A 23,549-nucleotide genomic window follows, 5' to 3' on the forward strand; every position below is an offset into this window, starting at 1 on the left:
GAAATAATTTTGTTTTCAACATCCTGTATCTTTAACAAATATAAAGTAAATGACAAAATAACAATAAACTTAAACATACTTAAACAAACTTTAATATTCCTTACGAATAAGACAATCGATTGCATAACAATTTTGTTTTTAATTATTTACAGGAATTTTGTAATTTGCAACCGTTAAATAAAAGTAAAAATAGAAAATATGTCAACACTAACATTTGCCGAAAAAATTGCTCAAGCTGAGAATTTTTTACCAATTAATGGTACAGATTACATTGAATTTTATGTAGGTAACGCTAAGCAGGCTGCACATTATTATAAAACCGCATTCGGTTTTCAGTCAGTTGCTTATGCAGGTCCTGAAACAGGTGTAAGAGATCGTGCATCTTACGTTCTACAGCAGGGGAAAATCAGATTGATTCTTACAACAGGTCTTAAGTCTGACTCTCCAATCAATGAGCATGTAAAAAGACACGGTGATGGTGTTAAAATTTTGGCACTTTGGGTAGATGATGCCTATTCTGCTTTCGAAGAAACAACAAAAAGAGGTGGAAAACCATATTTAGAGCCAGTAACTTTAACTGATGAGCACGGTGAAGTAAGAATGTCAGGAATTTACACGTACGGAGAAACTGTTCACATGTTTATCGAAAGAAAAAATTATACAGGTCCTTTCATGCCTGGTTACGAAAAATGGGAAAGCGCTTACCAACCGGAAGAAGCTGGTCTATTATACGTTGACCACTGTGTAGGAAACGTAGATTGGGACAGAATGATTCCTACCGTTGAATGGTACGAAAAAGTAATGGGATTTGTAAACATCCTTTCTTTTGACGATAAGCAAATCAACACAGAATATTCTGCTTTGATGTCTAAAGTAATGTCGAACGGTAACGGTTTCGCAAAATTCCCGATCAATGAGCCTGCAGAAGGTAAAAAGAAATCTCAGGTTGAAGAATATCTAGATTTCTACGAAGGTGAAGGTGTACAGCACATCGCTGTGGCAACAAAAGATATCATTCATACAGTAACTGAGCTTAAAAAGCGTGGTGTAGAATTTCTTTCAGCTCCGCCGGAAGCTTATTACGAATTGGTTCCTGAAAGAGTTGGGCACATTGACGAAGATCTTAAAAAACTTCAGTCTTTAGGTATACTTATTGATCATGATGAGGAAGGATATCTGCTTCAGATCTTCACAAAACCTGTAGAAGACCGTCCTACTCTATTCTTCGAAATCATTGAAAGACACGGTGCACAAAGTTTTGGTGCAGGTAACTTCAAAGCATTGTTCGAAGCATTAGAAAGAGAGCAGGAAAAAAGAGGAAATCTTTAATATAAAATAATAAATACAGAGTTTTGTCAGGATGCAGATCTTGACAAAACTTTTTTATAAAACACAGTATTATGAGAAAACTTTTGATAGGAATCTTTTTTTTGGGAGCCACTTTTGGCTTTAAAGCCCAATATGGAACATTAAACGGAATTCTTACCCGTCTTGAAGAGAGAAAAGGTATTAATCAAAATCTGGAATCTGTCAATATAGATAATAAGAAGTTTGTTCTCATTAAAGATCTGGCAGATCATACAGAAAGAAATTTCATTGTTATAAAAGGCCAGCAAGCTACTTATGTTGAAATATTTGACGATAAAGCTACCGGAGAAAGTACTTCTAATGTATTTTCCGGTGATATTATAAGAAGCCGAAAAAACATCATTTCGCTGAGAGCAGATTTGCTCGAAGGCAAAAAAGTTCCGATTCCGGTTACCAAAACCCTGTTACTTACCAGACAGGATGGTATTTTGTACCTTATCGACGTCAACAACAAAGACAGATGGATCGATGAAGAATCTTTTTCTAACCCAAAGATTAAAGCTAAAAAGTAAAATCATTATTGATTTATTCTAATCTAAATTAAATTACAAAAATTATGAAATCATTTGTAGAATATTCATCAAATTCAGACTTTTCAATCCACAATATTCCTTTTGGAGTAGCTGTTTTCAATAAAGAATTCATTGGATGCTGTACAAGAATCGGAGACCAGGTCGTAGATCTGGCAACCCTATATGATTTAGCGTATTTTGAAGAAATCGAAGGTCTTGATGACAATATTTTTGAAGCTTACACTTTAAACGAATTTATCGAACTTGGGAAACCAGTTACCAACGCCGTACGTCTTAAAATACAGGAGTTATTACTTGAAGGTTCTATTTTATCTAAGGATGAAAAAACGATAGAAGCAGCATTCTACGATCTGGATCAGGTAAAAATGATGATGCCTGTTCACATTCCAAATTACACCGATTTTTACAGCAGCATTGAGCATGCTACCAATGTCGGAAAAATGTTCAGAGATCCGGCAAACGCATTACTTCCAAACTGGAAACATTTGCCTGTCGGTTATCACGGAAGAGCTTCATCAATCGTTGTTTCGGGAACTGATATCAATCGTCCGAAAGGTCAGATGAAACCTGCAGATGCAGACAAACCGGTTTTCGGACCATGCAAACAATTAGATTTTGAGCTTGAAATAGCATTCATCGTCAACAAAAACACCGAAATGGGCGAAAGCATTTCTACAAAAGAAGCTGAAGACGCAATTTTCGGGATGGTTGTTTTCAACGACTGGTCGGCAAGAGACATCCAATCTTGGGAATATGTTCCGTTGGGACCGTTTTTGGCAAAAAATTTCGGCTCATCAGTTTCTCCTTGGGTAGTTACTCTGGAAGCTTTAGAACCATTCAAAACAACTTCTCCAACACAAGATCCTGAAGTTTTAGATTATTTAAAATTTGAAGGGGATAAAAATTACGATATCAATTTAGAAGTTTATTTACAGCCTGAAAATGGTGAAGCTAACTTAATTTCTGAAAGCAACTACAAACACATGTACTGGAACATGACTCAGCAACTGGCTCATCACACGGTAAATGGCTGTAACGTAGAAGTTGGTGATATGTACGCAAGCGGAACGATTTCAGGAAGTGATCCAAAATCTTTCGGCTCTATGCTGGAATTAACTTGGAGAGGGCAAAACCCGATTACGTTAAGCAATGGTGAGGAAAGAAAATTCATCGATGACAATGATACTGTAACGATGAAAGCTTGGGCTGAAAAAGATGGAATGAGAGTTGGTTTCGGTGAGGTTTCTGGAAAAATTATTCCGACTAAATAATTATATTTTTAAATAAGAATATTTAGATGCTTCGACAGGCTCAGCATAACACCGCTAAAACATTCTGCAAAACAGTTAGTATTAGAAATGTCATGCTGAGCGAATTCGAAGCATCTTTTTTTAACATAATTTGAATACTTAAGCCTAATTAAGTGTAAAATAATAAAAATGAAAACAGTAATCCCATCCGAAATAACTCCTGTACAATTACAAACAATAATGCAGACTGCTGTTTCACCGAGGCCGATTGCGTTGGCTTCTACGGTTGATAAAAATGGTGAAAGCAATTTGTCGCCGTTTAGTTTCTTTAATATGTTCAGTACCGTTCCTCCGATTTTGATTTTTTCACCATCGAGAAGAGTGCGAGACAATACCACAAAACATACTTTAGAAAATGTTTTAGAAACTTCTGAAGTAGTTATTGGAACCGTAAACTTTCCGATCGTACAGCAGATTTCATTAGCTTCAACAGAATATGGTGACGGAGTTAACGAATTTATTAAATCTGGTTTGACGATGAAAGATGCTGATCTGGTTAAACCAAAATTAATAGAAGAATGTCCTGTTAATTTTGAATGTAAAGTTTTAGAAGTAAAATCTTTAGGAGATCAAGGTGGCGCTGGTAATTTGGTTATTTGTGAAGTACAGAAAATTCATATTAGAGAAGAATATCTGAATGAAGAAGGAAATCTGGATCAGAAAAAACTGGATATGGTTGCACGCCTTGGAGGAAACTGGTATTCTAGAAACAATGAAAATAATCTTTTTGAAGTCCCAAAACCATTAGTAACTAAAGGAATTGGTTTTGATCTTCTTCCTGATTCTATAAAATACAGCAAAATTTTTACAGGAAACGATTTGGGAATGTTGGCCAATGTGGAAGTTTTACCTTCTGAAAACTGTCATGATGATGAAAAAATTCATCTTGAAGCTCAGAAATTTTTACTTGAAAGTAAAATTGAAGAAGCCTGGAAAATTTTGATTAAATCAATTTAGATTCAAATTAAAAGGAGTGAAAATTTTCACTCCTTTTTTAGTCAATTACAATTTTAGTATTAACAAATTCAATACATTTTTCTACAACTTCTTTCAGATCTTTTGGTAAATCATCTTCTTCCCAAGGTTCTTTTGCTCCAAAAGTATGATTTGCATTTTCGATTAAATATAATTCAGAAGTTGGATTTAAAATATGAAGATGTTCAGCATTTTTTACACTTACGCTTTCATCAGAAGTCCCATGAATAATTAAAACGTGTGCTTTTGCCATTTCCATTGACCGCTCTACATCGAAGCGGTGCTCATCATTTTTAAAATCTTCAAAAAATTGGTAATAATGCGGCATTTGTTGTTTCGTTCTCCCATTTTCTACATAATACACACCAGTTTCTTTCCACTCTTCAAATTTTTCTTTTGTAGGAAATCTTTCTAAAGTATCTACACTTGCCAAAGTAACCAACCCGTTAATTCTTTCATCTTCACAGGTTTTAATAATAGAAATTCCACCGCCGCGGCTATGCCCGATTAAAACTATTTTCTGATTGTCTATTTTTGAATCTTTAGCAAAATGATCTATCACAAAATTTAAATCTGAAAGTTCTTTCGAATAATTATTGTTTCCGAATGCTTCCAGATCTGCAAAATTTTCAGGATTGTCAACAGTAGTTCCATTATGGGAAAAATTAAATTTAACAAAGAAAAAACCAGCTTCTGCAAAATTTTCTGCCATCAAATTCCACGCTCCCCAATCTTTATACCCTTTATAGCCGTGCACAAAAATCACTAAAGGCAATTTCTTATCGGTTTCAGCATAAAAAGCATCGGCTAAAAACGTTTTGGTTTCCGGATTTGAGAGAATGATATTTTTACTTTTTGTGATTTTCATATTTTTAAACCTAAAAATAATACAAATACTATTAAACACAAAGGAAAACCTTAATTTTGCATCATGTTGGATTTAAGAACAGTTACCGTACAGCGCTATATTCTTCCGCTTCGCGAAGGCGGCTCACTTCCTGCTTTAGCAGAAGCCGATGATGATTTTAAATATGTTTTAAAATTTCGCGGAGCCGGTCATGGTGTAAAAATGTTGATTTCAGAACTTTTAGGAGGAAAAATCACAGAAGCTTTAGGTTTACCTATTCCAGAGCTTGTTTTCGCCAATCTCGATGTCGATTTTGGACGAACAGAAGCTGATGAAGAAATTCAGGATTTATTGAAATTCTCTGAAGGTCTCAATCTAGGACTTCATTATCTTTCAGAGTCGATTGCATTTGACCCGAGTATTAAAGTCGATCCATTTTTGGCTTCAAAAATTGTCTGGCTCGATGCGTTTATTACGAATATCGACCGTACTTTCAGGAATACCAACCTTTTGATGTGGCATAAAGAATTGTGGGTGATTGATAATGGTGCTTCATTTTACTTTCACCATTCTTGGCAGAATTTTGACACTGCGGCAAAAACTCCTTTTAAGTATGTGAAAGATCACGTTTTGCTTCCTCAGGCAACCATGTTGGATGAAGCCGATAAATTTGCTCATGAGGTGTTGAATGATGAGGTTTTCAGAGCAATTATCAATCTAATACCGCAAGATTGGCTGCATTGGGATGACGCCGAAGAGAGCCCGGATGAAATACGAGAAGTCTATTTCAACTTTATGAAAACCCGATTAGAAAATTCTGAAATCTTTGTAAACGAAGCAAAAAATGCAAGAGGATAAAATATACGAATACGCCATAATACGTTTGGTACCAAAGGTTGAAAGAGAAGAATTTTTCAATATTGGCCTGGTTATGTTTTCGAAGAGAGAAAAATTTATCCGAATGGCATTTTATTTGTGTCCAGATAAATTCAAACTGATGCATAGCAAATTGGATTATGAAGATGTCTATCAGAATCTTGAAGCTTTCAAAAAAATAGCAGACGGAACAAAAGATGGCGGTCCCATTGCATCATTAGAAATCCCTGAACGTTTCCGGTGGCTCACTGCGGTAAGAAGTTTGGTGGTACAGACTTCAAGACCTCATCCCGGAAAATCAAAAGATCTGGACAAAACTTTTGAAAAACTATTTGAGGAATTGGTGAAATAACAAACCATTTACAATAGAATATGAACTTTTACACTTTACATAAACATACAGATAGGTTTTTTACAAACCTATTTTTTGTGCTTATAATTACCATCTCTACATTTGGGTTTTCACAGAAACAGAAAAGCCAAGTCCTTTTTCAGGCAGCCAATGTTTCAGAAAATATTGCGTATAAAACTGACGAAAGTGGTAAAAAAATACAGCTCGATATTTACCGCCCAAAAAATACGGATGATAAAAAAATTCCCGTTGTGGTTTATGTTCATGGCGGAGCTTGGGTGGAAGGTGACAAAATAATTACTGCAGATAATTATGTTGAAAATACCATTTTGAAACTTTTAGAAAAAAACTATACTGTCATCAGCATCAATTACCGTTTGGTTTCCGAGAATCTGCACTTCCCGGCGCCCATTCAGGATACCAAGGATGCGATAAGATGGATTCGTAAAAACGCAGATCAATATCACCTTGATGAAAACAACATCGGAATGTGGGGCGTTTCTGCAGGGGCTCACTTATCACTTTTGAGCGCCTACACGCAGGATAATGAGTTTTTGGGAGATCCTGAGCTTTCAGAATATTCGGCGAAAGTAAATTATGTAGTTGATAATTTCGGACCGACTGATATGAACACACTGCTTCATACAAGAGCTCCCAAACCAATGCTTTTTATTGTAGGTTTAATTTCGCAAAAAATCATCGACATAAGAACCAATCTTGCGCATGGACTTACCGGATATGATATTAAAACAAACAGACAAAAAGTGATTGAGGTCTGCAAAACTATATCTCCGCTTAATTATACTCAAAATACAGTTCCTACACTGATGCTTCACGGGAATAAAGATAAAGTAGCACCATTAAGACATTCGAAGAGACTCAACAGAATGCTGAAAAAAGCAGGAACCGAACATTCATTAATCGTTGTGAAAAAAGGCAACCATGGCTTTAAAAATACAGATAAAACCTATCAGGACGAGCTTAACGATGAAATGATTAAGTTCATTCTTTCACATGAAAAAACAACAGTTGTTCATCATTAATTACATTATTAAATTATATACTTTTTCAAATTGAAGCAATAATCTAAACAATTATTAATCAATTATTTAAATTCAAATCCACTTTCTAAAACAGTACAAATTTGCTAGATTGATATACATATCGTTCTATTTTATATGAAAAACAGGTAACTTGGCCAAATGCTTAAATTACTAATAGTAAAAAAGCAATAACCTTAATTATTTAATCATATAAAATTGAAATAATATGGAATTTCTAAATGGAATCAATGCACTGACTTTAGTATTTACCTCACTGCTCATTTTTGCGATTGCCTACCGTTTTTACGGAATCTATTTAGCCAATAAAGTACTCCGTCTGAATGACAAAAATACTACTCCCGCTGTAGAATTTGCAGACGGAAAAGACTATGTAGCCACCAACAAAAATGTTCTTTTTGGGCATCACTTTGCAGCAATTGCAGCAGCAGGACCATTGGTAGGACCTGTTTTGGCTGCTCAATTCGGTTATCTTCCCGGTGCCATCTGGATCTTAATTGGCTGTGTATTGGGAGGCGGCGTTCACGATATGGTCGTACTTTTTGCCTCTGTAAGACACAAAGGACAAAGTTTAGCAACTATCGCATCCAAAGAAATTGGTAAAACAACCGGAACTGTTGCAGGTTTTGCGATTTTATTCATCTTAATTTTAACGTTGGCAGGACTTTCATTAGCCTGTATCAATGCGATGCATGAAGCTTCGTGGTCATTGTTTACCGTGGTTATCACAATGCCGATTGCTATTATCATGGGATTGATCATGCGATACAGAAAAAACTCTGTGACTTTTGCAAGTATTCTGGGCGGTATTCTTTTGATCGCCGGAATTATTGGCGGACATAATTTAATGCAAAATGAAACGATAAATAATATGTTCTCATGGGATATTACAACGATTTCTATTGCAATTCCTCTGTATGGATTTTTAGCTTCTGTGCTTCCGGTCTGGCTGCTTTTGGTACCAAGAGATTATCTATCAACTTACTTAAAAATAGGAACAATTATCATGTTGGCCATTGGGGTTATAGTCATTCACCCAACCATTCAAATGCCGGCCTTAACAGAATTTGTGAACGGCGGTGGCCCCGTAATCGGCGGTCCGGTTTTACCTTTTATTTTTATTGTCATTGCGTGTGGGGCGATTTCAGGTTTCCATGCAGTAATTGCGACAGGAACGACTCCGAAAATGCTGAACCGAGAAAAGGAAATTCTATTTGTAGGTTACGGAGCAATGCTTGTAGAGGGATTTGTTGCATTAATGGCATTAATCGCTGCTTGTACTTTGATGCCCGGAGATTATTTTGCCATCAACACACCAAAAGATACCTATGACGCTTTCTTAGCAACACATCCTAGTTTACACGGTGTTGATATTGATTATTTTTCAGAAAGAATAGGAATTGATCTGCACGGAAGAACCGGAGGAGCCGTTTCTCTAGCAGTCGGAATGGCTCATATTTTCAATAAAATCCCTTACATGGATCAGCTGATGGCGTATTGGTATAATTTCGCAATTATGTTTGAAGCCGTATTTATTTTGACCGCTATTGATGCAGGCACAAGAGTCGGAAGATTTTTCTTACAGGAAATGCTGGGATCTGTAATACCTAAATTTAATGATAAAAACTGGACTCCCGGAATTATCATCAGCAGTTTGCTTTTCACTTTTGCGTGGGGATATTTAGTGTTTACCGGAAACGTAAGCAGCATCTGGCCACTCTTCGGAATCAGTAATCAGTTGCTCGCAGCCTGCGGATTGATTGTCTGTACAACGATGCTTATTAGATTAAATCGAGGAAAATATGCACTTTGCTCGGCGATCCCAGGAGTTTTTATGGCGATTATCACATTTTGGGCAGGATATATTCAGGTAATGGATATTTACATTCCCAAACAGCAATATTTATTGGCAACGTTAGCAGTCGTGGCAATGGTACTGATGCTTGTGGTTTTTGTTGGTGCATTTAGAAAATGGTACCAGCTGCTTCAAGTTAAAACTTCACATACCGATTTCTATGGCGAGACGGTGAAAGAATTAGTCGAGAGATAATTTTTAGATTATAAAAGAGACGCAATTTGATTTTGCGTCTCTTTTATTTTTTGATTTTTACGAAAATTTTTGAACAACCTTCATCGCAAATAAAACTTCCTTTCAAATCTATTTCATCTAAAATTAATCTTTCCTTTTCAAATCTGTAAGAATATAAAACAGTATCATTTATCACAGGGTCAATTAATTCCAAAATATTTTTATGGCTGATTTTATATATCCCAGAAAATATTTTACCATTTAAACTTTGGGTATACATACTATCTTTACTAAATGAAATAAGGTATTCAAAATCATCATTTTTAACAAATTTTGCCCCATTATCTGTTGTAGATTCGCTTAATTCCCACACACCAATTACTGTATACCTTTCCTTATTTTCACATGAAATATTCAGAAAAAATAAGATAGCCAGAAACATTCTCATTACTGTACATTCTTAAGTTTCTCAATCCTGTTAATTTCATTTAAAAGCAATGGAAAAGCAGGATGAGCCATTCCGCCATGATCGAAGCCATCAAGTTCGTACAGTGTGGTTTCTTTATGCCCTTTCAGTTTCATCATTCGCCACATGTAAGCATTTTCTTCGTATCTCCCTAATAGTTCTTTTTCACGATCACCAGTTATTAAAAGCAATGGCGGTGCGTCTGTGCGGATGAAGTGGAGCGGTGCCATATCATCAATTCGTGCATCAAGTTCATCAATTCCTTTTTCTTTTCTGGTGGTAAAATGACTGATCATCTGTCCACTGAAAGGAATAATTCCGGCCAATTGATTGGCGTCTATTTTATATTTATGTAAATAAGATTTATCTAAACCTACCATCGAAGCGAGATAACCACCCGCCGAATGTCCGGAGATGAAAATTAAATCCTCACTTCCGCCAGATTTTTTGATATTATTAAAAACCCAGGCTGTTGCCGCCGCTGCGTCTTCGATATATTTTGGAGCATTTACTTTAGGTGACAGTCTGTAGTTGACAGCGATGATCGCAATTCCTTTATTTTTTAGTTCTTCGGGAATATGTTTTTCTCCACCCGTTATTCCGCCACCATGAAACCAAATGACTGTTGAAAAATTCTTTATATTTTTTGGAACATACACATCCAAAACACATCTTTCGTTAATATAAACATCAGATTTATTTGTTTTCTCATCGTAATAATGAACATTGGAAATGGTTTGATATTCCTGAGAAAATATTGATATTGAAGTGATTGTTATGAATAAAAATATAAGAAGTTTTTTCATTTTAAATTTTTAGGAATTTAAAGATAACAATTTATAAAAAAACAGACCTTCTAAGAAAGTCTGTTTAATAATTTATAATGAAATTTCGTTTTTAAATCTTAGTCAGCTTAGCATATTTCAAGATCAAATTCTTTTCTCCTTCGTGTAAGAAAACAACTTTTGCTTTGATATTCTGAGGATCAGTTCCATCCAGGAATTTTACTTCACCTATTCCGAAACGGTCGTGTCTCACTTTGTCACCCACTTCAATATCCTGCGAAGAAGCTCCGCTTGGATTGATAATTTTTGCAGTACTTACCGGTTTCAATTTTCTCGGCTCAGCAATCGGCTTATCATTTTCAGTCTTAGATATTGTTTTCTTTTCAACTTTTTTAAAGCTTCTCATTTCTGAAGGATGCTCATCAAAAATATTTGAAGTGATGCCTGCATTGTTGATGAATCTCTTTTCGATCGCAGGATTCAAAAATTCAATATATTCTTCATCTACTTCACTCAAAAACCTTGACGGCTCGGCATCGGTAATTTTTCCCCATTGAAAACGGGAAACGGCATATGAGAAAAATGCCTGTTTTTCAGCTCTTGTCAAGGCAACGTAAAATAAACGTCTTTCTTCTTCCAAATCTTCACGGGTTGCCGAACTCATAAAACTTGGGAATAGATTTTCCTCTAATCCAACCAAATGGACTACCGGAAATTCAAGACCTTTTGAAAGGTGAATCGTCATCAGCGAAACCATATCTTCATCGTCATCTTTTCGCTGGGTATCGGCAGAAAGTGCAATGTTTTCAAGGAAATTTGGTAAGCTTGGATCTCCGTCTTCAATTTGTTGTTGCTCTTCAATGAAACCCTGCATAGAGTTCATCAATTCCTGAACGTTCTCTACACGTGAAATTCCTTCAGGAGTTTGATCATCTTTTAAAAACTTAATCAAACCGCTTCGTTTTGCCACTTCCATTGCAACGCTGTATGCGGTTTCAGTTTTAAGCAAAACCTGAAATGCTTTGATCATTGACCAGAAATCGCTCAGTTTTGTTAAAACGCCATTGTTGAATTTCAATTGTGGCGCATATATTCCCAGATTGTCTAAAACTTTAGACACCGGAAGATTTTGCGAATCCGCAAAAACAATTAATTTATTTTGAGTCGTCTCACCAATTCCTCTTGTCGGATAGTTGATTACTCTCATTAAAGCTTCAGAATCATTTTCATTGACTAAAAGACGGAGGTAACCGATCAAATCTTTCACCTCTTTCCTTTGGTAGAAAGACAAACCTCCATATACTTTATACGGAATATTTTTTCGTCTCAAAGAGTCTTCAAAAGCTCGTGTCTGAGAGTTTGTACGGTATAAAATTGCAAAATCGCTGAATTTTTTCTGTTCTCGATTGCTCAGTTCCCAAATATTTCCGGCGACGAAATTGGCTTCATCTGCATCAGAAAGCGAGCGGTAAACCTTGATTTTTTCACCGACTTCATTTTCACTGAAGACATTTTTCTTAAACTGCTGCAAATTTTTAGCAATCACCACATTCGCCGCATTGACGATATTTTGTGTCGAACGGTAATTTTGCTCCAAAGAAACCGTCACGGCATCCGGATAATCTTTTTTGAAATTTAAAATATTATAAATATTGGCACCACGGAAAGAGTAAATTGACTGCGCATCATCTCCAACCACACAAATATTCTCAAACTTTGATGCTAAAGCTTTTACAATCAAATACTGAGAATGATTCGTATCCTGGTACTCATCCACAAGAATATATCTGAATCTATCCTGATATTTTGCTAAAACCTCCGGAAACCTTGTTAAAAGTTCATTGGTTTTCAATAATAAATCATCAAAGTCCATTGAGCCATTTTTGAAACAGGCTTCTACGTATTTTTCATAAATCTTCCCGATAAATTTCATGTTGGCTTTTTCGTCAGCCTCCATTAATTCAGGATTGTTGTAATATGCTTTTACGGTAATCAGGTTATTTTTGTAATTGGAAATTCTCGCCTGAACTTTTTTAGGTTTGTATAAATCGGCATCAATATTCATGTCTTTCAACACTTTTCTGATGACATTCAAAGCATCCTGCTGATCGTAAATCGTAAAATTGGACGGATAACCCAAATAATGCGCCTCACTTCGTAGAATTCTTGCAAAAACTGAGTGAAAAGTTCCCATCCAAAGGCTTCGTGCATTGCTTTGCCCAACCACTTTGGCGATACGTTCCTTCATTTCCTTTGCCGCTTTATTGGTAAAGGTTAATGCCAGAATATTGAAAGGATCCACGCCATTGGTAATCAAATGCGCAATACGCATTGTAAGTACACGCGTTTTTCCGGAACCGGCTCCTGCAAGCACCATCAAAGGTCCTTGTAAAGTGGTAACAGCTTCATATTGTGATTCGTTGAGTCCTTTCAGATAATCCATACTGCAAAAAAATTTGGGAACACAAAATTAGTGTATTATAAGGAGAATTCAAATTTGAATTTTGCTGTGGTATTTTACTGCTTCATAATGAAATTTGAGAATAATTAAAATTTTAAAACCTTTTTATTCCCAATTTAACTCCTGTAAAATTCTTAAAAAAATATTAAAAAACTTGTAACAATTAATTTAAATTTGACACTAATTGACAAAACAATTTCTATTTTATGAAAAAACGACTTCTTAGTGTTGCAGCAGCTGCCTTTTTTGGAGCAATGCTGAATGCACAACAAATCAAGTTTGAAGAGTATGATTTACCAAATGGTTTACACGTAATCTTACATCAGGATAATTCTGCACCGGTGGTAACAACAGGTGTAATGTATCATGTGGGAGCAAAAGATGAAGTAGTTGGAAGAACAGGTTTTGCCCATTTTTTTGAGCACCTTTTATTTGAAGGTACACCAAATATCAAAAGAGGAGAATGGTTTAAAATAGTTTCTTCAAATGGTGGACAAAATAACGCAAACACAACGAACGACAGAACATATTACTACGAAACTTTCCCTTCAAACAATGAGCAATTAGGTCTTTGGATGGAGTCTGAAAGACTTCGTCATGCAGAGATCAACCAGATAGGTGTAGATACCCAGAGAGAAGTTGTAAAAGAAGAAAAGAGAATGAGAATGGATAACCAGCCTTATGGAAATCTTTTCACAAACGTACAGAAAAATCTTTTCACCAAACATCCATATACATGGTCTACAATTGGATCTATGGATGATTTGAATTCTGCAAAATTGGATGAATTCAAGGCGTTTTACAAAAAATATTACGTTCCAAACAACGCAACTTTAGTTGTAGCTGGTGATATCAAGCCTGAGCAGACCAAAAAATGGATTAAAGAATATTACGGAGCTATTCCTAAAGGAACCGTATATCCTAAAAACTTCCCGAAAGATGAGCCTATCACAAAAGAAAAAGAAGTAACGGCATACGACCCAAACATCCAGCTTCCTGCTTATGTTTTTGCATATAGAACGCCGGGTAACAAAGAAAAAGATGCTTATGTTTTAGATATGCTTTCATCTTATTTAAGCAACGGTAAGTCTTCAGTTTTATACAAAAAATTGGTAGATCAGGAGAAAAAAGCACTTCAGGTAGCAGCTTTCAACCAAGGTCTTGAAGATTACGGTATTTTCGCATTCTTTGCAATCCCGATGGGAGCAACTACGAAGCAGACTTTACAGTCAGACATTGATGCCGAAATCAAAAAACTTCAGACTACTTTAATTTCTGATGAAGATTATCAAAAACTTCAGAATCAGTATGAAAATCAGTTTGTAAATGCTAACTCAAGCATTCAGGGGATTGCAGCTTCTTTAGCTACAAACCACGTATTGATGGGAGATACTAACCTGATTAATAAAGAAATCGACATTTACAAATCGATTACTAAGCAGGACTTACAGAATGCGGCTAAAAAGTATTTGAATTCTAACCAAAGAGTTGTCCTTAATTACTTACCTGAGAAAAAGTAATCATATAAAAACCTCGTGTTTTAAAATATGATTATACAATTTAAATTTTTTACAATGAAAAAACAATTTACCTATATAGCCGTAGCATTTTTATTTTCAGGAATGCTTTCTGCACAAAAAATTGATATCAATGCAATGCCAAAGCCGGGACCAACTCCTGCAATCAACATTGCGAAACCAAAAACTTTTCAGCTTAAAAACGGAATGACCGTAATGGTGGTTGAAAACAACAAATTGCCAAGAGTAAATGTAAGTCTTTCTATGGACAGACAACCTTACTTCGAAGGTGATGTAGCTGGAGTAAGCGAGATCATGGCAGATCAGCTTGGTAACGGAACAACTACTTTAAGCAAAGATGCATTCAATAAAAAAATTGATTTCTTAGGAGCTAACTTAAACTTCTCTTCTGCAGGAGCTTCTTCAAACTCTCTTTCAAAATACTTCCCTGAAGTTTTAGGTTTAATGGCTGATGCAATCATCAATCCTAAATTTTCTGCTGACGAAATTCAAAAGTCTAAAGACAGAGCTGTTGAAGGTCTGAAATCTTCAGAAAAAAGCGCAGATGCAATCGCTTCAAGAGTTTCAAACGCATTAGCGTACGGAAAAAACACTTCAAGAGGTGAATTTGAAACTGAAGAATCGATCAAAAAAATTCAGTTAGCTGACGTTCAGAATGTTTATAAAAAATATTACGCTCCAGACAATGCATATCTTGTAATTGTAGGGGATGTAAAATATGATCAGGTGAAACCAATGGTTGAAAAAGCTTTCAGCAACTGGAAAAAAGCCAATACAAAATTCGCTGCATTAGAACCAGCTTCTAATGTTGCAAAAACCGAGATCAATGTAGTAGACGTTCCTTCTGCAGTACAATCTGTAGTGTCTGTAGGAAACCTAAACACATTGAAAATGAAAGATCCTAGTTACTTCCCTGCAACAATCGCCAACTATATTCTTGGTGGTGGTGGAGAAGCCAGACTTTTCATGAATCTTCGTGAGAAAAACGGATTTACATACGGAGCTTATTCCGATATGAGCGCAAGCAAATACTCACCTTCTTTCTCTGCAGAAGCAAGTGTAAGAAATGAGGTAACTGATAAAGCTGTAAAAGAGTTTTTAAATGAAATTAATGCAATCTCTACGGTAAAAGCTGACGAACTTGAAAATGCTAAAGCTAAATTGAAAGGAAGCTTTATTATGGCATTAGAGCAACCTGCAACCATTGCAAGATTTGCTGTAAACCAAAAAGTTCAGGATCTTCCGGATGATTTCTACACCAATTATTTAAAGTCTATTGATAAAGTAACATCAGCTGATGTTTCTAATGCAGTAAAAACAACTATTTTACCCAACCAAAGCAGAATTTTCATTGCTGGTAAAGCATCTGATATTTCTGAAGGATTAGAAAAATTAGGTTACCCTGTAAAATATTATGATGCGTATGCAAATCCTGTTGCTAAACCGACAGCACAAAAAGTTGACCCAAGTGTAACTGTAGCTTCTGTTGTTGATAAGTACATTAATGCAATTGGTGGAAAAGCTAATTTGTCGAAAGTGAATTCTTACACAATGACTGGTTCAATGTCTATGCAAGGACAAAACATCGATATAAAAACAACAAAAGCTCAAGGAGGAAAAGAAATACAAATCGTTTCTATGGGGGCAATGACTCTTCAGAAACAGGTTTTTGATGGTAAAACAGGATACTCGGAGCAAGGTGGACAAAAAGTTCAGATGACTAAGGAACAAATTGCTGATAACCTGAAAACCACAGAGCTTTTCGAAGAATTAGGTTTTTCTAAATCTGGAGATTACAAGTTGACAGGAATTGAAAAAATCAACGGTGAAGATTCTTATGCAATCAAATCTGGTGATAAGGCATATTATTATAGCGTAAAAACTGGTCTTAAAACTGGTGAAACTGAAACTGTATCAACGCAGGGACAAACATTTACAGTTCCTACAACTTTTGCAGATTACAAGGACGTTGCTGGTGTGAAAATGCCTTATACGATTACAGTTAATCAAATGGGTGCGGAAATGGTGATGAAAGTAAAATCATACGAAGTAAACCAGGCTAAAGATTCTGACTTCAAATAAGAATTAATATATTTTAATAAAAACGGTAGCAATCGCTGCCGTTTTTATTTTAGCTTAAATCTTATTTTGCAGTTCGGTAAAAAAACATTAAATTTGCCCATTCAAAAAGATATTAAAATTAATGGATACTATATTTACACTATTAATGATTCTTATTATGATTGCCAGCGTTTTATTGGTAATCGTTGTTATGGCTCAAAACCCAAAAGGTGGCGGTCTTTCTAGTACATTCGGAGGTGCATCTCCTGCACAGTTTGGAGTACAGAGAACGAATGACTTTATGGAAAAGTCAACCTGGACTTTAGGAGCGGTAATCATCGTTCTTATTTTGATAAGCGTTGTTGTTACAGGGAAACCTAAACAAGCAGCACCGACTATTCCACAAGCTCCAACTAAATCTGAAGCTCCTGTAGAGAAAGCTCCGGCTTCTCAATCTACGGCTCCGGTAAGTGTTCCGGCAAATAAATAAGAAGTACTTTATTTAAGATAAAAAAAGCAACTCAATTCATTGAGTTGCTTTTTTATTTGAGTTTTATTTTTTCTATTTTGTGCCTTAGCCTTAGACCGGCTTTCATAAATGAATATTGCAGAGGTTTATTCACTTTATAATATTTATCAATAAAAATCTGCATCGCTCCGTAAAATCGCTCAAGATACAACTCATCTTTCACCGTACTTTCACCTTTATGATGAAGGATAGATGCTTTTCCGTAATAATAGTTTTTATAATTGTTATTCAATAAAGTATAGCACAGATCAATATCTTCACCGTACATAAAATATCTTTCGTCAAGACCACCAACTTTCTCGTAAACCTCTTTTTTTACCAGGAAAAATGCTCCGGTGATAACTTCTACTTCTGCAACACCATATTCATCTACATCATTTCGATAATATGATTTTGAATTTTTCTTTTTGAAATTGGTAAATAATTTTTCGAAAGAATTGATCATATCAGGAACCGAACGTTTACTTTCCGGAAGGAAATTTCCGTTTGCATCATGCATTCTCACGCCCAGACATCCGAAATTGGTTTTAGAATCAGCAAAATTTAAAATTTCGTTTAAATAAAAACCTTCCAGTTCTGTATCCGGATTTAAAATCAACAGATATTCTCCTGCTGCCGTTTCTATTGCTCTGTTATTAGCTTTGGAAAAACCTTCGTTCTTTTCAGAAGCAATAAAATGTACTTCCGGAAATTCGGGAATCAGGTCACCCCAAGAACTATCAGTAGACTTATTATCAATCACAATAACCTCGTAATCGATTCCTTCACAATATTTTTGAATAGAAAGAAGGCAGTTTCTCAGAAGCTGAGTCACATTATAATTAACGATAATGATTGAAAGTTTCTTATTCATTTTTAATCCTTTTCGTTATATGGAAGCCTGTTGGTGATCGACCTACCCAAAGATATTTCATCTGCGTACTCCAATTCATCACCTACGGAAATCCCTCTTGCAATACTTGAAAACTGAACCCCCGAGTTCTTGAATTTTTTGTAAATATAATACGCTGTAGTATCGCCTTCCATTGTTGCGCTTAAAGCAAAGATAAATTCTTTTGCCAAACCTTGCTGCAACTTCTTTTCAATACTAGGAATATTTAATTGGTGAGGACCAACCCCTTCCATCGGAGAAATCTTTCCGCCCAAAATAAGGTATTTCCCTCTGTATTTTCCGGTATTTTCGATAGCAATCACGTCACGTACATCTTCCACAATACAAATCAGCTCATTACTGCGTTTATCATTACTGCAAATTTCACAAATCTCAAAATCTGAAAAATTGTGGCATTCTTTGCAATATTTAATTTCATTGACCAGATTGATAATTGAAGTCCCCAAACTTGTCGCTCTGGAATTGGGCTGTTTTAGTAAATGAAGCGCAAGACGCAAAGCAGTTTTCTTCCCAATACCCGGAAGCCCGGAAATCTCTTCAACTGCTTTTGCCAATACTTTACTTGGGTAATCCATAGCACAAAAATAAGAATTATAGTTGTAAAATGTAATAGTCAAAATTCAATTAGGCCGATAAGTTTACAGGTTAAAATTGAAGTGATAGTTTCACCTTGCAGAATTAGTCACTTATCAACCATAAATCTGAAAAAACCACTATCTTTGATCATCAAAATATTAAACAGAAATAAACTAAATGGTACTTAACAATCTCAACTATCCGCTGGATTTTAAATTTAAAATCACAACGCTTGCCAGCGATTTCAACATTACAGACAGACAAGGAAATTATGTAGCTTACGTTCGTCAGAAGATGTTTAAACTAAAAGAAGATGTTATCGTTTTCAATGACGAAAGCAAAACCAAAGAACTTTTCAGAATTCAGGCGAACCAATGGATTGATTTTAATGCATCTTATTCTATTAAAGATACGATCGGAAAAAATTTCGGGAGATTGGCAAGAAAAGGAATGCGTTCTATCTGGAAATCTTCTTACAATGTTTTAGACGAGGCTGATCAGCAAAAATTTACCATCACGGAAGATAATGCTTGGGTAAAATTTTTCGACGGAATGGTTGGTGAAATCCCAATCATCGGAATGTTTACCGGATATTTCCTTAACCCGTCTTACACCGTAAAAGGAATCGACGGAAAAGAATATTTTAAGCTAAAAAAAATGCCTTCGATGTTTGGAAGAAGATTTCAGCTTGACAGACTGATTGATATTGATGATGAAGACGAAAGTTTAGTCGTTTTATCTCTATTAATGATGGTTTTACTTGAAAGAGCAAGAGGATAATACCAAGATTGCAATTAACTATTGATGATGGCTTACATTTTGAAGCAGTTATTCATTAAATTAGTTACAATCTTTATAGACAAAAACTTAAACACATGAAATATTTTATCATTCTCTTTTCAGCATTAATTTTAGTTGCCTGTAAAAAGGAAAAAGAAGCCGTTACAGATTCAAAACCTTCAGACTCTTTGAATGTGGTTCAGGATTCTACTAAAACAGATTCTGCACCTGAGAAAGTTTTAGTTGATGTATTTCCTTTCCCGAAAGAAATCAAAGAATGCTCTTGCTATTTTGCAAAAAACAAAGCAGATTTTGAAAACGAACAGTACATTTACGCCGATGATGCAGGAAAAACAGCTTACATGAAGCTCGACGGAAAAAGAATCGCCATGAATTTGATTTCTTCAAGCGATATGGAAACTGGCGAAGAGCTGACCAAGGAAATTGAAAATGAGAATTATAAAATCTCTGTGAAAGGAAAAAAAATAAAACAAGAAGAAGCTTTAATTTTTGAAGGTACTTTAACCATTGAAAAACCGGACGGAAGCATTACCAAAACACCTATTTATGGTGAATGCGGATGCTAACCCTCTTTTTGCTTCTAAAAATACTGCTCCTGAATTTCGGGAGCATTTTTTATTTCATATGTATTTATTTATGTTTTTATTTATCATATGCAATCGCCGAGTTTTAGTTGGTATTTTTGTTTCTAAATCATAGCGATTTCGTAATTTTGATAAAAATAAATTTTTATGGAACTATCCAATATAGAACCGCAAATTATCTGGAAGAATTTTTCCAAATTAAATGCAGTTCCGAGACCGTCGAAAAAAGAAGAAAAAGTAATCGCTTTCATCAAAGAATTTGGTGAAAATTTAGGACTGGAAACCACTGTAGATGAAGTAGGAAATGTGATTATTAAAAAACCGGCTACTCCGGGAATGGAAAACCGTAAATCAATCGTTATGCAGTCGCATTTGGATATGGTTTGCCAGAAAAACAACGACGTGAATTTTGATTTTGAAACTCAAGGGATTCAGATGGAAGTCGACGGAGACTGGGTAAAAGCAAAAGGTACAACTTTAGGTGCAGATAACGGTTTAGGCGTTGCAACCATTATGTCGGTTCTTGAAAGTTCAGACATTCCACATCCGGATTTGGAGGCTCTTTTCACTATTGATGAAGAAACCGGAATGACCGGAGCTTTAGGTTTAAAACCCGGACAATTGACCGGACAAATCCTTTTAAATTTAGACACAGAAGAAGATGACGAAATCGACATCGGATGTGCAGGTGGAATTGATGTTACGGTAACCCAAAACTATCCAACAGAAGCTTCTAACGGACAAATCGTGAGAATCGAAGTAAAAGGTTTGCAAGGCGGTCACTCAGGAATGGATATTCATAAAGGTTTTGGAAATGCCAATATCATCATGGGAAGAATTCTTTACAAAGCTTTGGAAAATCAAAACGTTCAATTGATCTCTATTGACGGTGGAAGTTTGAGAAATGCAATACCAAGAGAATCTGTAGCTTTAATTTCTGTGCGAAATGCTGGTGAATTTATTGAAAACGTAACCAACGGAATCAAAAAAGAAATTTTAGAAGAATTTGCATCTGTTGAAGCTCATCTTCAAATTAATATTGAAAACTCTACAAGTTCTGATAAAGCACTTTCTGTGGATGATTCAAAGAAGATTATTTTAGTCTTAAAATCTCTTCACAACGGCGTTTACAGAATGAGCTCGGATGTACAGGATTTGGTAGAGTCGTCAAACAACATTGCAAGAGTAGAATTAAAAGAAGGTGGTTTGAAAATATTGAATCTTTCAAGATCATCGGTAGATTCGTCTAAAGATTCTGTTGCAGAACAATTAAAATCGGTATCAGAATTAGCCGGAATGAACGTTGAATTCAGCGGTTCTTATCCGGGATGGAAACCAAAACCAGGTTCTGAAATTGTACAAGTTTTAGAAAAAATATACACCGAAAAATTTGCAGAAAAACCACACGTTGTTGCTTGTCATGCAGGTTTGGAATGCGGAATTATCGGTGCAAATTATCCTGAAATGGAAATGGTAAGTTACGGACCAACCATTAGAGGAGCTCACTCTCCGGATGAGAAGGCAAATATCTCTTCAACCCAGAAATTCTGGAGTTTCACGAAAGATATTTTAGCAAACATTCCGTTAAAATAAGAATGTGATTTTTATATTGAAAATATCCAAAGTCGATTGATTTTGGATATTTTTTTGTTTTTAATACTCTAGGTTTTGGCTGAAGCCGAAGGAAGAATCATATTTTGTAGGTGGGGTAAAGCCTACCTCTATTGAATGACAAAAATACGTTCAAATCAAAAATTCACAATATGATGTTATTCAATAGGAACGGGCTTTAGCCCGTTTGTGATAAAAAAACATTCCTTTGGCTTTAGCCAAAACTTAAAAAATTAATTTCTAATTTTGAGAAAACAACACAAATGTCTTATCTCAAAATTTATATCCATATTGTCTTTTCAACAAAAAATAGAATTCCATACTTTAGCACATTAGAAAAGCGTATTAAAGTTTGGAGACATATTAAAGAAAACGCAACAGAAAAAGGAATTTTCATGGATATAGTCAATGGATATTCTGATCATTGTCATTGCTTAATTTCTTTAAGCTCAAATCAAAACATTGAAAATATTGTTCAGTTAATAAAAGGTGAGTCTTCTTATTGGATTAATAAAAATTGTTTGACGAAAGAAAAATTTGCATGGCAAGAAGAATATTTTGCGGTTTCTGTTTCAGAATCAATGGTTGAACAAGTTCGAAATTATATTAAAAACCAACATATTCATCATCAGAAGAAAACCTTTGAAGAAGAATATCAAGAGTTTAGAGAAAAATATAATTTTATGTAGGTTTTGGCTAAAGCCAATGGAAAATTTAATTTTATAGGTGGGCTGAAGCCCACCCCTATTGAATGATAAAATGAAAATTTGTGTTAGAGTTTATCTCAAAAATGATAAAACATTATTATGAAAATCACAACCACCCATCAACTTAATCTAGTACAAAAAGAACAGGTTTTACAATTGTGGAATAATGAATATCCGGAAAAACTTGCTTATAAAAATATGGGCGGTTTCGAAAGTTATCTTGAAAAGCTCAATGAAGTCAAGCATTTTCTTTTAGCAAATAATGATGAAAAAATTCAAGGCTGGGCAATTACTTTTAAAAGAGAAAATGAAACATGGTTTGCAATTATTCTTTCAGAAAATCTTCATGGTAAAGGTTGGGGAACAAAAGTTCTGAATGAGCTTAAACAAAATAAAAAAGAGATGAACGGCTGGGTTATCGACCATAGCGATGACAAAAAACGAAACGGTAGTTTTTACAAATCACCACTCGAATTCTATTTAAAAAACGGATTTGAAGTTTTATCAGACACAAGACTAGAATTGGAAATCATGTCTGCCGTAAAAATAAAATGGAAAAAATAATTGAAAAATTAAAATAATGAAAAGCATCACAGTATTCTGCGGATCAAGTTTTGGTTCTGATGAAATATATAAAGAACAGGCAATTTTGCTAGGACAGACTTTGGCAAAACAAAATATTCAACTCATTTATGGCGGTGCCAATGTCGGATTGATGGGTGCAGTCGCTGACGGAGTTTTACAGGAGGGCGGAAAAGCAATAGGAGTTCTACCCCACTTTTTGCAATCTAAAGAAATCGCTCATCAAGACCTTACCGAACTTATTTTGGTAGAAACCATGCACGAAAGAAAAACCAAAATGAATGATCTTTGTGACGGCGTGATTGTACTTCCCGGCGGTTATGGTACTTTAGAAGAGTTTTTTGAAATGATAACCTGGGCGCAACTCGGACTTCATAAAAAACCGATTGCCATTCTGAACATCAATGGTTTTTATGATGATTTGATCAAGCTGGTACAGAATATGGTTGATAAAGGATTCTTAAAACAAATCAATCAGGAAATGCTTCTGGTGAGTGATTCTATTGATGAATTATTGGAGAAAATGAAAAATTACCGGGCTCCGTCTGTCGGAAAATGGATTTCAAAGGAGGAAGTTTAGAAAAAACCTAGGCTTTAAAAGTAAC

Annotated in this window: 23 protein-coding genes; 17 read left to right on the forward strand and 6 right to left on the reverse strand. The window is 35.2% G+C overall.

Annotated features, from left to right (window positions below; all coding sequences use genetic code 11):
* Nucleotides 1-198 precede the first annotated feature (198 nt).
* The 4 genes from hppD to EG358_RS17050 all read left to right on the forward strand — a co-directional run bounded on the left by hppD (nucleotide 199) and on the right by EG358_RS17050 (nucleotide 4,168).
* Nucleotides 199-1,329, forward strand: coding sequence for a 4-hydroxyphenylpyruvate dioxygenase (gene hppD / locus EG358_RS17035; protein WP_076561100.1), 1,131 nt, complete (start codon nucleotides 199-201; stop codon nucleotides 1,327-1,329).
* A gap of 71 nt (nucleotides 1,330-1,400) precedes the next feature.
* On the forward strand, nucleotides 1,401-1,880 hold the full coding sequence (locus EG358_RS17040; RefSeq protein ID WP_076561099.1) for a hypothetical protein: 480 nt from the start codon (nucleotides 1,401-1,403) through the stop codon (nucleotides 1,878-1,880).
* Nucleotides 1,881-1,924: 44 nt separating this feature from the next.
* Nucleotides 1,925-3,172, forward strand: a complete 1,248-nt coding sequence (gene fahA, locus EG358_RS17045; RefSeq protein ID WP_076561098.1) for a fumarylacetoacetase — start codon at nucleotides 1,925-1,927, stop codon at nucleotides 3,170-3,172.
* Nucleotides 3,173-3,340: 168 nt separating this feature from the next.
* Nucleotides 3,341-4,168, forward strand: a complete 828-nt coding sequence (locus EG358_RS17050) for a flavin reductase family protein (RefSeq protein WP_076561097.1) — start codon at nucleotides 3,341-3,343, stop codon at nucleotides 4,166-4,168.
* A gap of 37 nt (nucleotides 4,169-4,205) precedes the next feature.
* Here EG358_RS17050 and EG358_RS17055 read toward each other — a convergent pair whose 3' ends face one another.
* The gene (locus EG358_RS17055) at nucleotides 4,206-5,054 is read right to left on the reverse strand and encodes an alpha/beta hydrolase family protein (RefSeq protein ID WP_076561096.1); all 849 of its coding nucleotides are present in this window, start codon (nucleotides 5,052-5,054) and stop codon (nucleotides 4,206-4,208) included.
* Between the two features lie 63 nt (nucleotides 5,055-5,117).
* Between EG358_RS17055 and EG358_RS17060 the strand changes: the two genes are divergently transcribed.
* The 4 genes from EG358_RS17060 (at nucleotide 5,118) to EG358_RS17075 (ending at nucleotide 9,372) form a co-directional block, all read left to right on the forward strand.
* Nucleotides 5,118-5,891, forward strand: coding sequence for a HipA family kinase (locus EG358_RS17060; RefSeq protein ID WP_076561095.1), 774 nt, complete (start codon nucleotides 5,118-5,120; stop codon nucleotides 5,889-5,891).
* A complete protein-coding gene (locus EG358_RS17065) occupies nucleotides 5,878-6,261 on the forward strand; it encodes a DUF3037 domain-containing protein (protein WP_076561094.1) in 384 nt (127 codons plus the stop codon). The genes EG358_RS17060 and EG358_RS17065 overlap by 14 nt, the downstream gene beginning before the upstream one ends.
* Before the next feature lie 77 nt (nucleotides 6,262-6,338).
* Nucleotides 6,339-7,304, forward strand: coding sequence for an alpha/beta hydrolase (locus EG358_RS17070; protein WP_228421372.1), 966 nt, complete (start codon nucleotides 6,339-6,341; stop codon nucleotides 7,302-7,304).
* A gap of 226 nt (nucleotides 7,305-7,530) precedes the next feature.
* On the forward strand, nucleotides 7,531-9,372 hold the full coding sequence (locus EG358_RS17075; RefSeq protein ID WP_174565097.1) for a carbon starvation CstA family protein: 1,842 nt from the start codon (nucleotides 7,531-7,533) through the stop codon (nucleotides 9,370-9,372).
* A gap of 43 nt (nucleotides 9,373-9,415) precedes the next feature.
* Here the strand turns inward: EG358_RS17075 and EG358_RS17080 are convergent, their stop codons facing one another.
* The 3 genes from EG358_RS17080 to EG358_RS17090 all read right to left on the reverse strand — a co-directional run bounded on the left by EG358_RS17080 (nucleotide 9,416) and on the right by EG358_RS17090 (nucleotide 13,045).
* Nucleotides 9,416-9,793, reverse strand: coding sequence for a hypothetical protein (locus EG358_RS17080; protein ID WP_123890150.1), 378 nt, complete (start codon nucleotides 9,791-9,793; stop codon nucleotides 9,416-9,418).
* A 5-nt stretch (nucleotides 9,794-9,798) separates the two neighbouring features.
* The gene (locus EG358_RS17085; protein ID WP_076561091.1) at nucleotides 9,799-10,623 is read right to left on the reverse strand and encodes an alpha/beta hydrolase; all 825 of its coding nucleotides are present in this window, start codon (nucleotides 10,621-10,623) and stop codon (nucleotides 9,799-9,801) included.
* Between the two features lie 91 nt (nucleotides 10,624-10,714).
* Nucleotides 10,715-13,045 (reverse strand): ATP-dependent helicase, encoded by a 2,331-nt coding sequence (locus tag EG358_RS17090; RefSeq protein WP_076561090.1) that lies wholly within the window; start codon nucleotides 13,043-13,045, stop codon nucleotides 10,715-10,717.
* A gap of 224 nt (nucleotides 13,046-13,269) precedes the next feature.
* Here EG358_RS17090 and EG358_RS17095 point away from each other — a divergent pair, with 224 nt between their 5' ends.
* The 3 genes from EG358_RS17095 (at nucleotide 13,270) to secG (ending at nucleotide 17,152) form a co-directional block, all read left to right on the forward strand.
* A complete protein-coding gene (locus EG358_RS17095; RefSeq protein ID WP_076561089.1) occupies nucleotides 13,270-14,583 on the forward strand; it encodes a M16 family metallopeptidase in 1,314 nt (437 codons plus the stop codon).
* A 54-nt stretch (nucleotides 14,584-14,637) separates the two neighbouring features.
* Nucleotides 14,638-16,683, forward strand: a complete 2,046-nt coding sequence (locus EG358_RS17100) for a M16 family metallopeptidase (RefSeq protein ID WP_076561088.1) — start codon at nucleotides 14,638-14,640, stop codon at nucleotides 16,681-16,683.
* A gap of 121 nt (nucleotides 16,684-16,804) precedes the next feature.
* A complete protein-coding gene (gene secG, locus EG358_RS17105; protein ID WP_076561087.1) occupies nucleotides 16,805-17,152 on the forward strand; it encodes a preprotein translocase subunit SecG in 348 nt (115 codons plus the stop codon).
* A 52-nt stretch (nucleotides 17,153-17,204) separates the two neighbouring features.
* Here secG and EG358_RS17110 read toward each other — a convergent pair whose 3' ends face one another.
* The gene (locus EG358_RS17110; protein WP_076561086.1) at nucleotides 17,205-18,044 is read right to left on the reverse strand and encodes a glycosyltransferase family 2 protein; all 840 of its coding nucleotides are present in this window, start codon (nucleotides 18,042-18,044) and stop codon (nucleotides 17,205-17,207) included.
* A 2-nt stretch (nucleotides 18,045-18,046) separates the two neighbouring features.
* Complete coding sequence (gene recR, locus EG358_RS17115; RefSeq protein ID WP_076561085.1) at nucleotides 18,047-18,658, reverse strand: recombination mediator RecR; 612 nt, start codon at nucleotides 18,656-18,658, stop codon at nucleotides 18,047-18,049.
* A 178-nt stretch (nucleotides 18,659-18,836) separates the two neighbouring features.
* Between recR and EG358_RS17120 the strand changes: the two genes are divergently transcribed.
* The 6 genes from EG358_RS17120 (at nucleotide 18,837) to EG358_RS17145 (ending at nucleotide 23,524) form a co-directional block, all read left to right on the forward strand.
* Entirely contained in the window at nucleotides 18,837-19,439 is a 603-nt protein-coding gene (locus tag EG358_RS17120; RefSeq protein ID WP_076561084.1) for an LURP-one-related/scramblase family protein, read from the forward strand.
* Nucleotides 19,440-19,534: 95 nt separating this feature from the next.
* Nucleotides 19,535-20,026 (forward strand): hypothetical protein, encoded by a 492-nt coding sequence (locus tag EG358_RS17125; RefSeq protein ID WP_076561083.1) that lies wholly within the window; start codon nucleotides 19,535-19,537, stop codon nucleotides 20,024-20,026.
* A gap of 165 nt (nucleotides 20,027-20,191) precedes the next feature.
* On the forward strand, nucleotides 20,192-21,637 hold the full coding sequence (locus EG358_RS17130) for an aminoacyl-histidine dipeptidase (protein ID WP_076561082.1): 1,446 nt from the start codon (nucleotides 20,192-20,194) through the stop codon (nucleotides 21,635-21,637).
* A 281-nt stretch (nucleotides 21,638-21,918) separates the two neighbouring features.
* A complete protein-coding gene (gene tnpA, locus EG358_RS17135; RefSeq protein WP_076561081.1) occupies nucleotides 21,919-22,344 on the forward strand; it encodes an IS200/IS605 family transposase in 426 nt (141 codons plus the stop codon).
* Nucleotides 22,345-22,461: 117 nt separating this feature from the next.
* Nucleotides 22,462-22,926 (forward strand): GNAT family N-acetyltransferase, encoded by a 465-nt coding sequence (locus EG358_RS17140; protein WP_076561080.1) that lies wholly within the window; start codon nucleotides 22,462-22,464, stop codon nucleotides 22,924-22,926.
* A 16-nt stretch (nucleotides 22,927-22,942) separates the two neighbouring features.
* Nucleotides 22,943-23,524: an LOG family protein gene (locus EG358_RS17145; RefSeq protein WP_076561079.1), complete on the forward strand. Its 582-nt coding sequence runs from the start codon at nucleotides 22,943-22,945 to the stop codon at nucleotides 23,522-23,524.
* The last annotated feature ends 25 nt before the right edge of the window (nucleotides 23,525-23,549 follow it).

Source organism: Chryseobacterium indoltheticum (genome assembly GCF_003815915.1).
Taxonomy (GTDB): Bacteria; Bacteroidota; Bacteroidia; order Flavobacteriales; family Weeksellaceae; genus Chryseobacterium; species Chryseobacterium indoltheticum.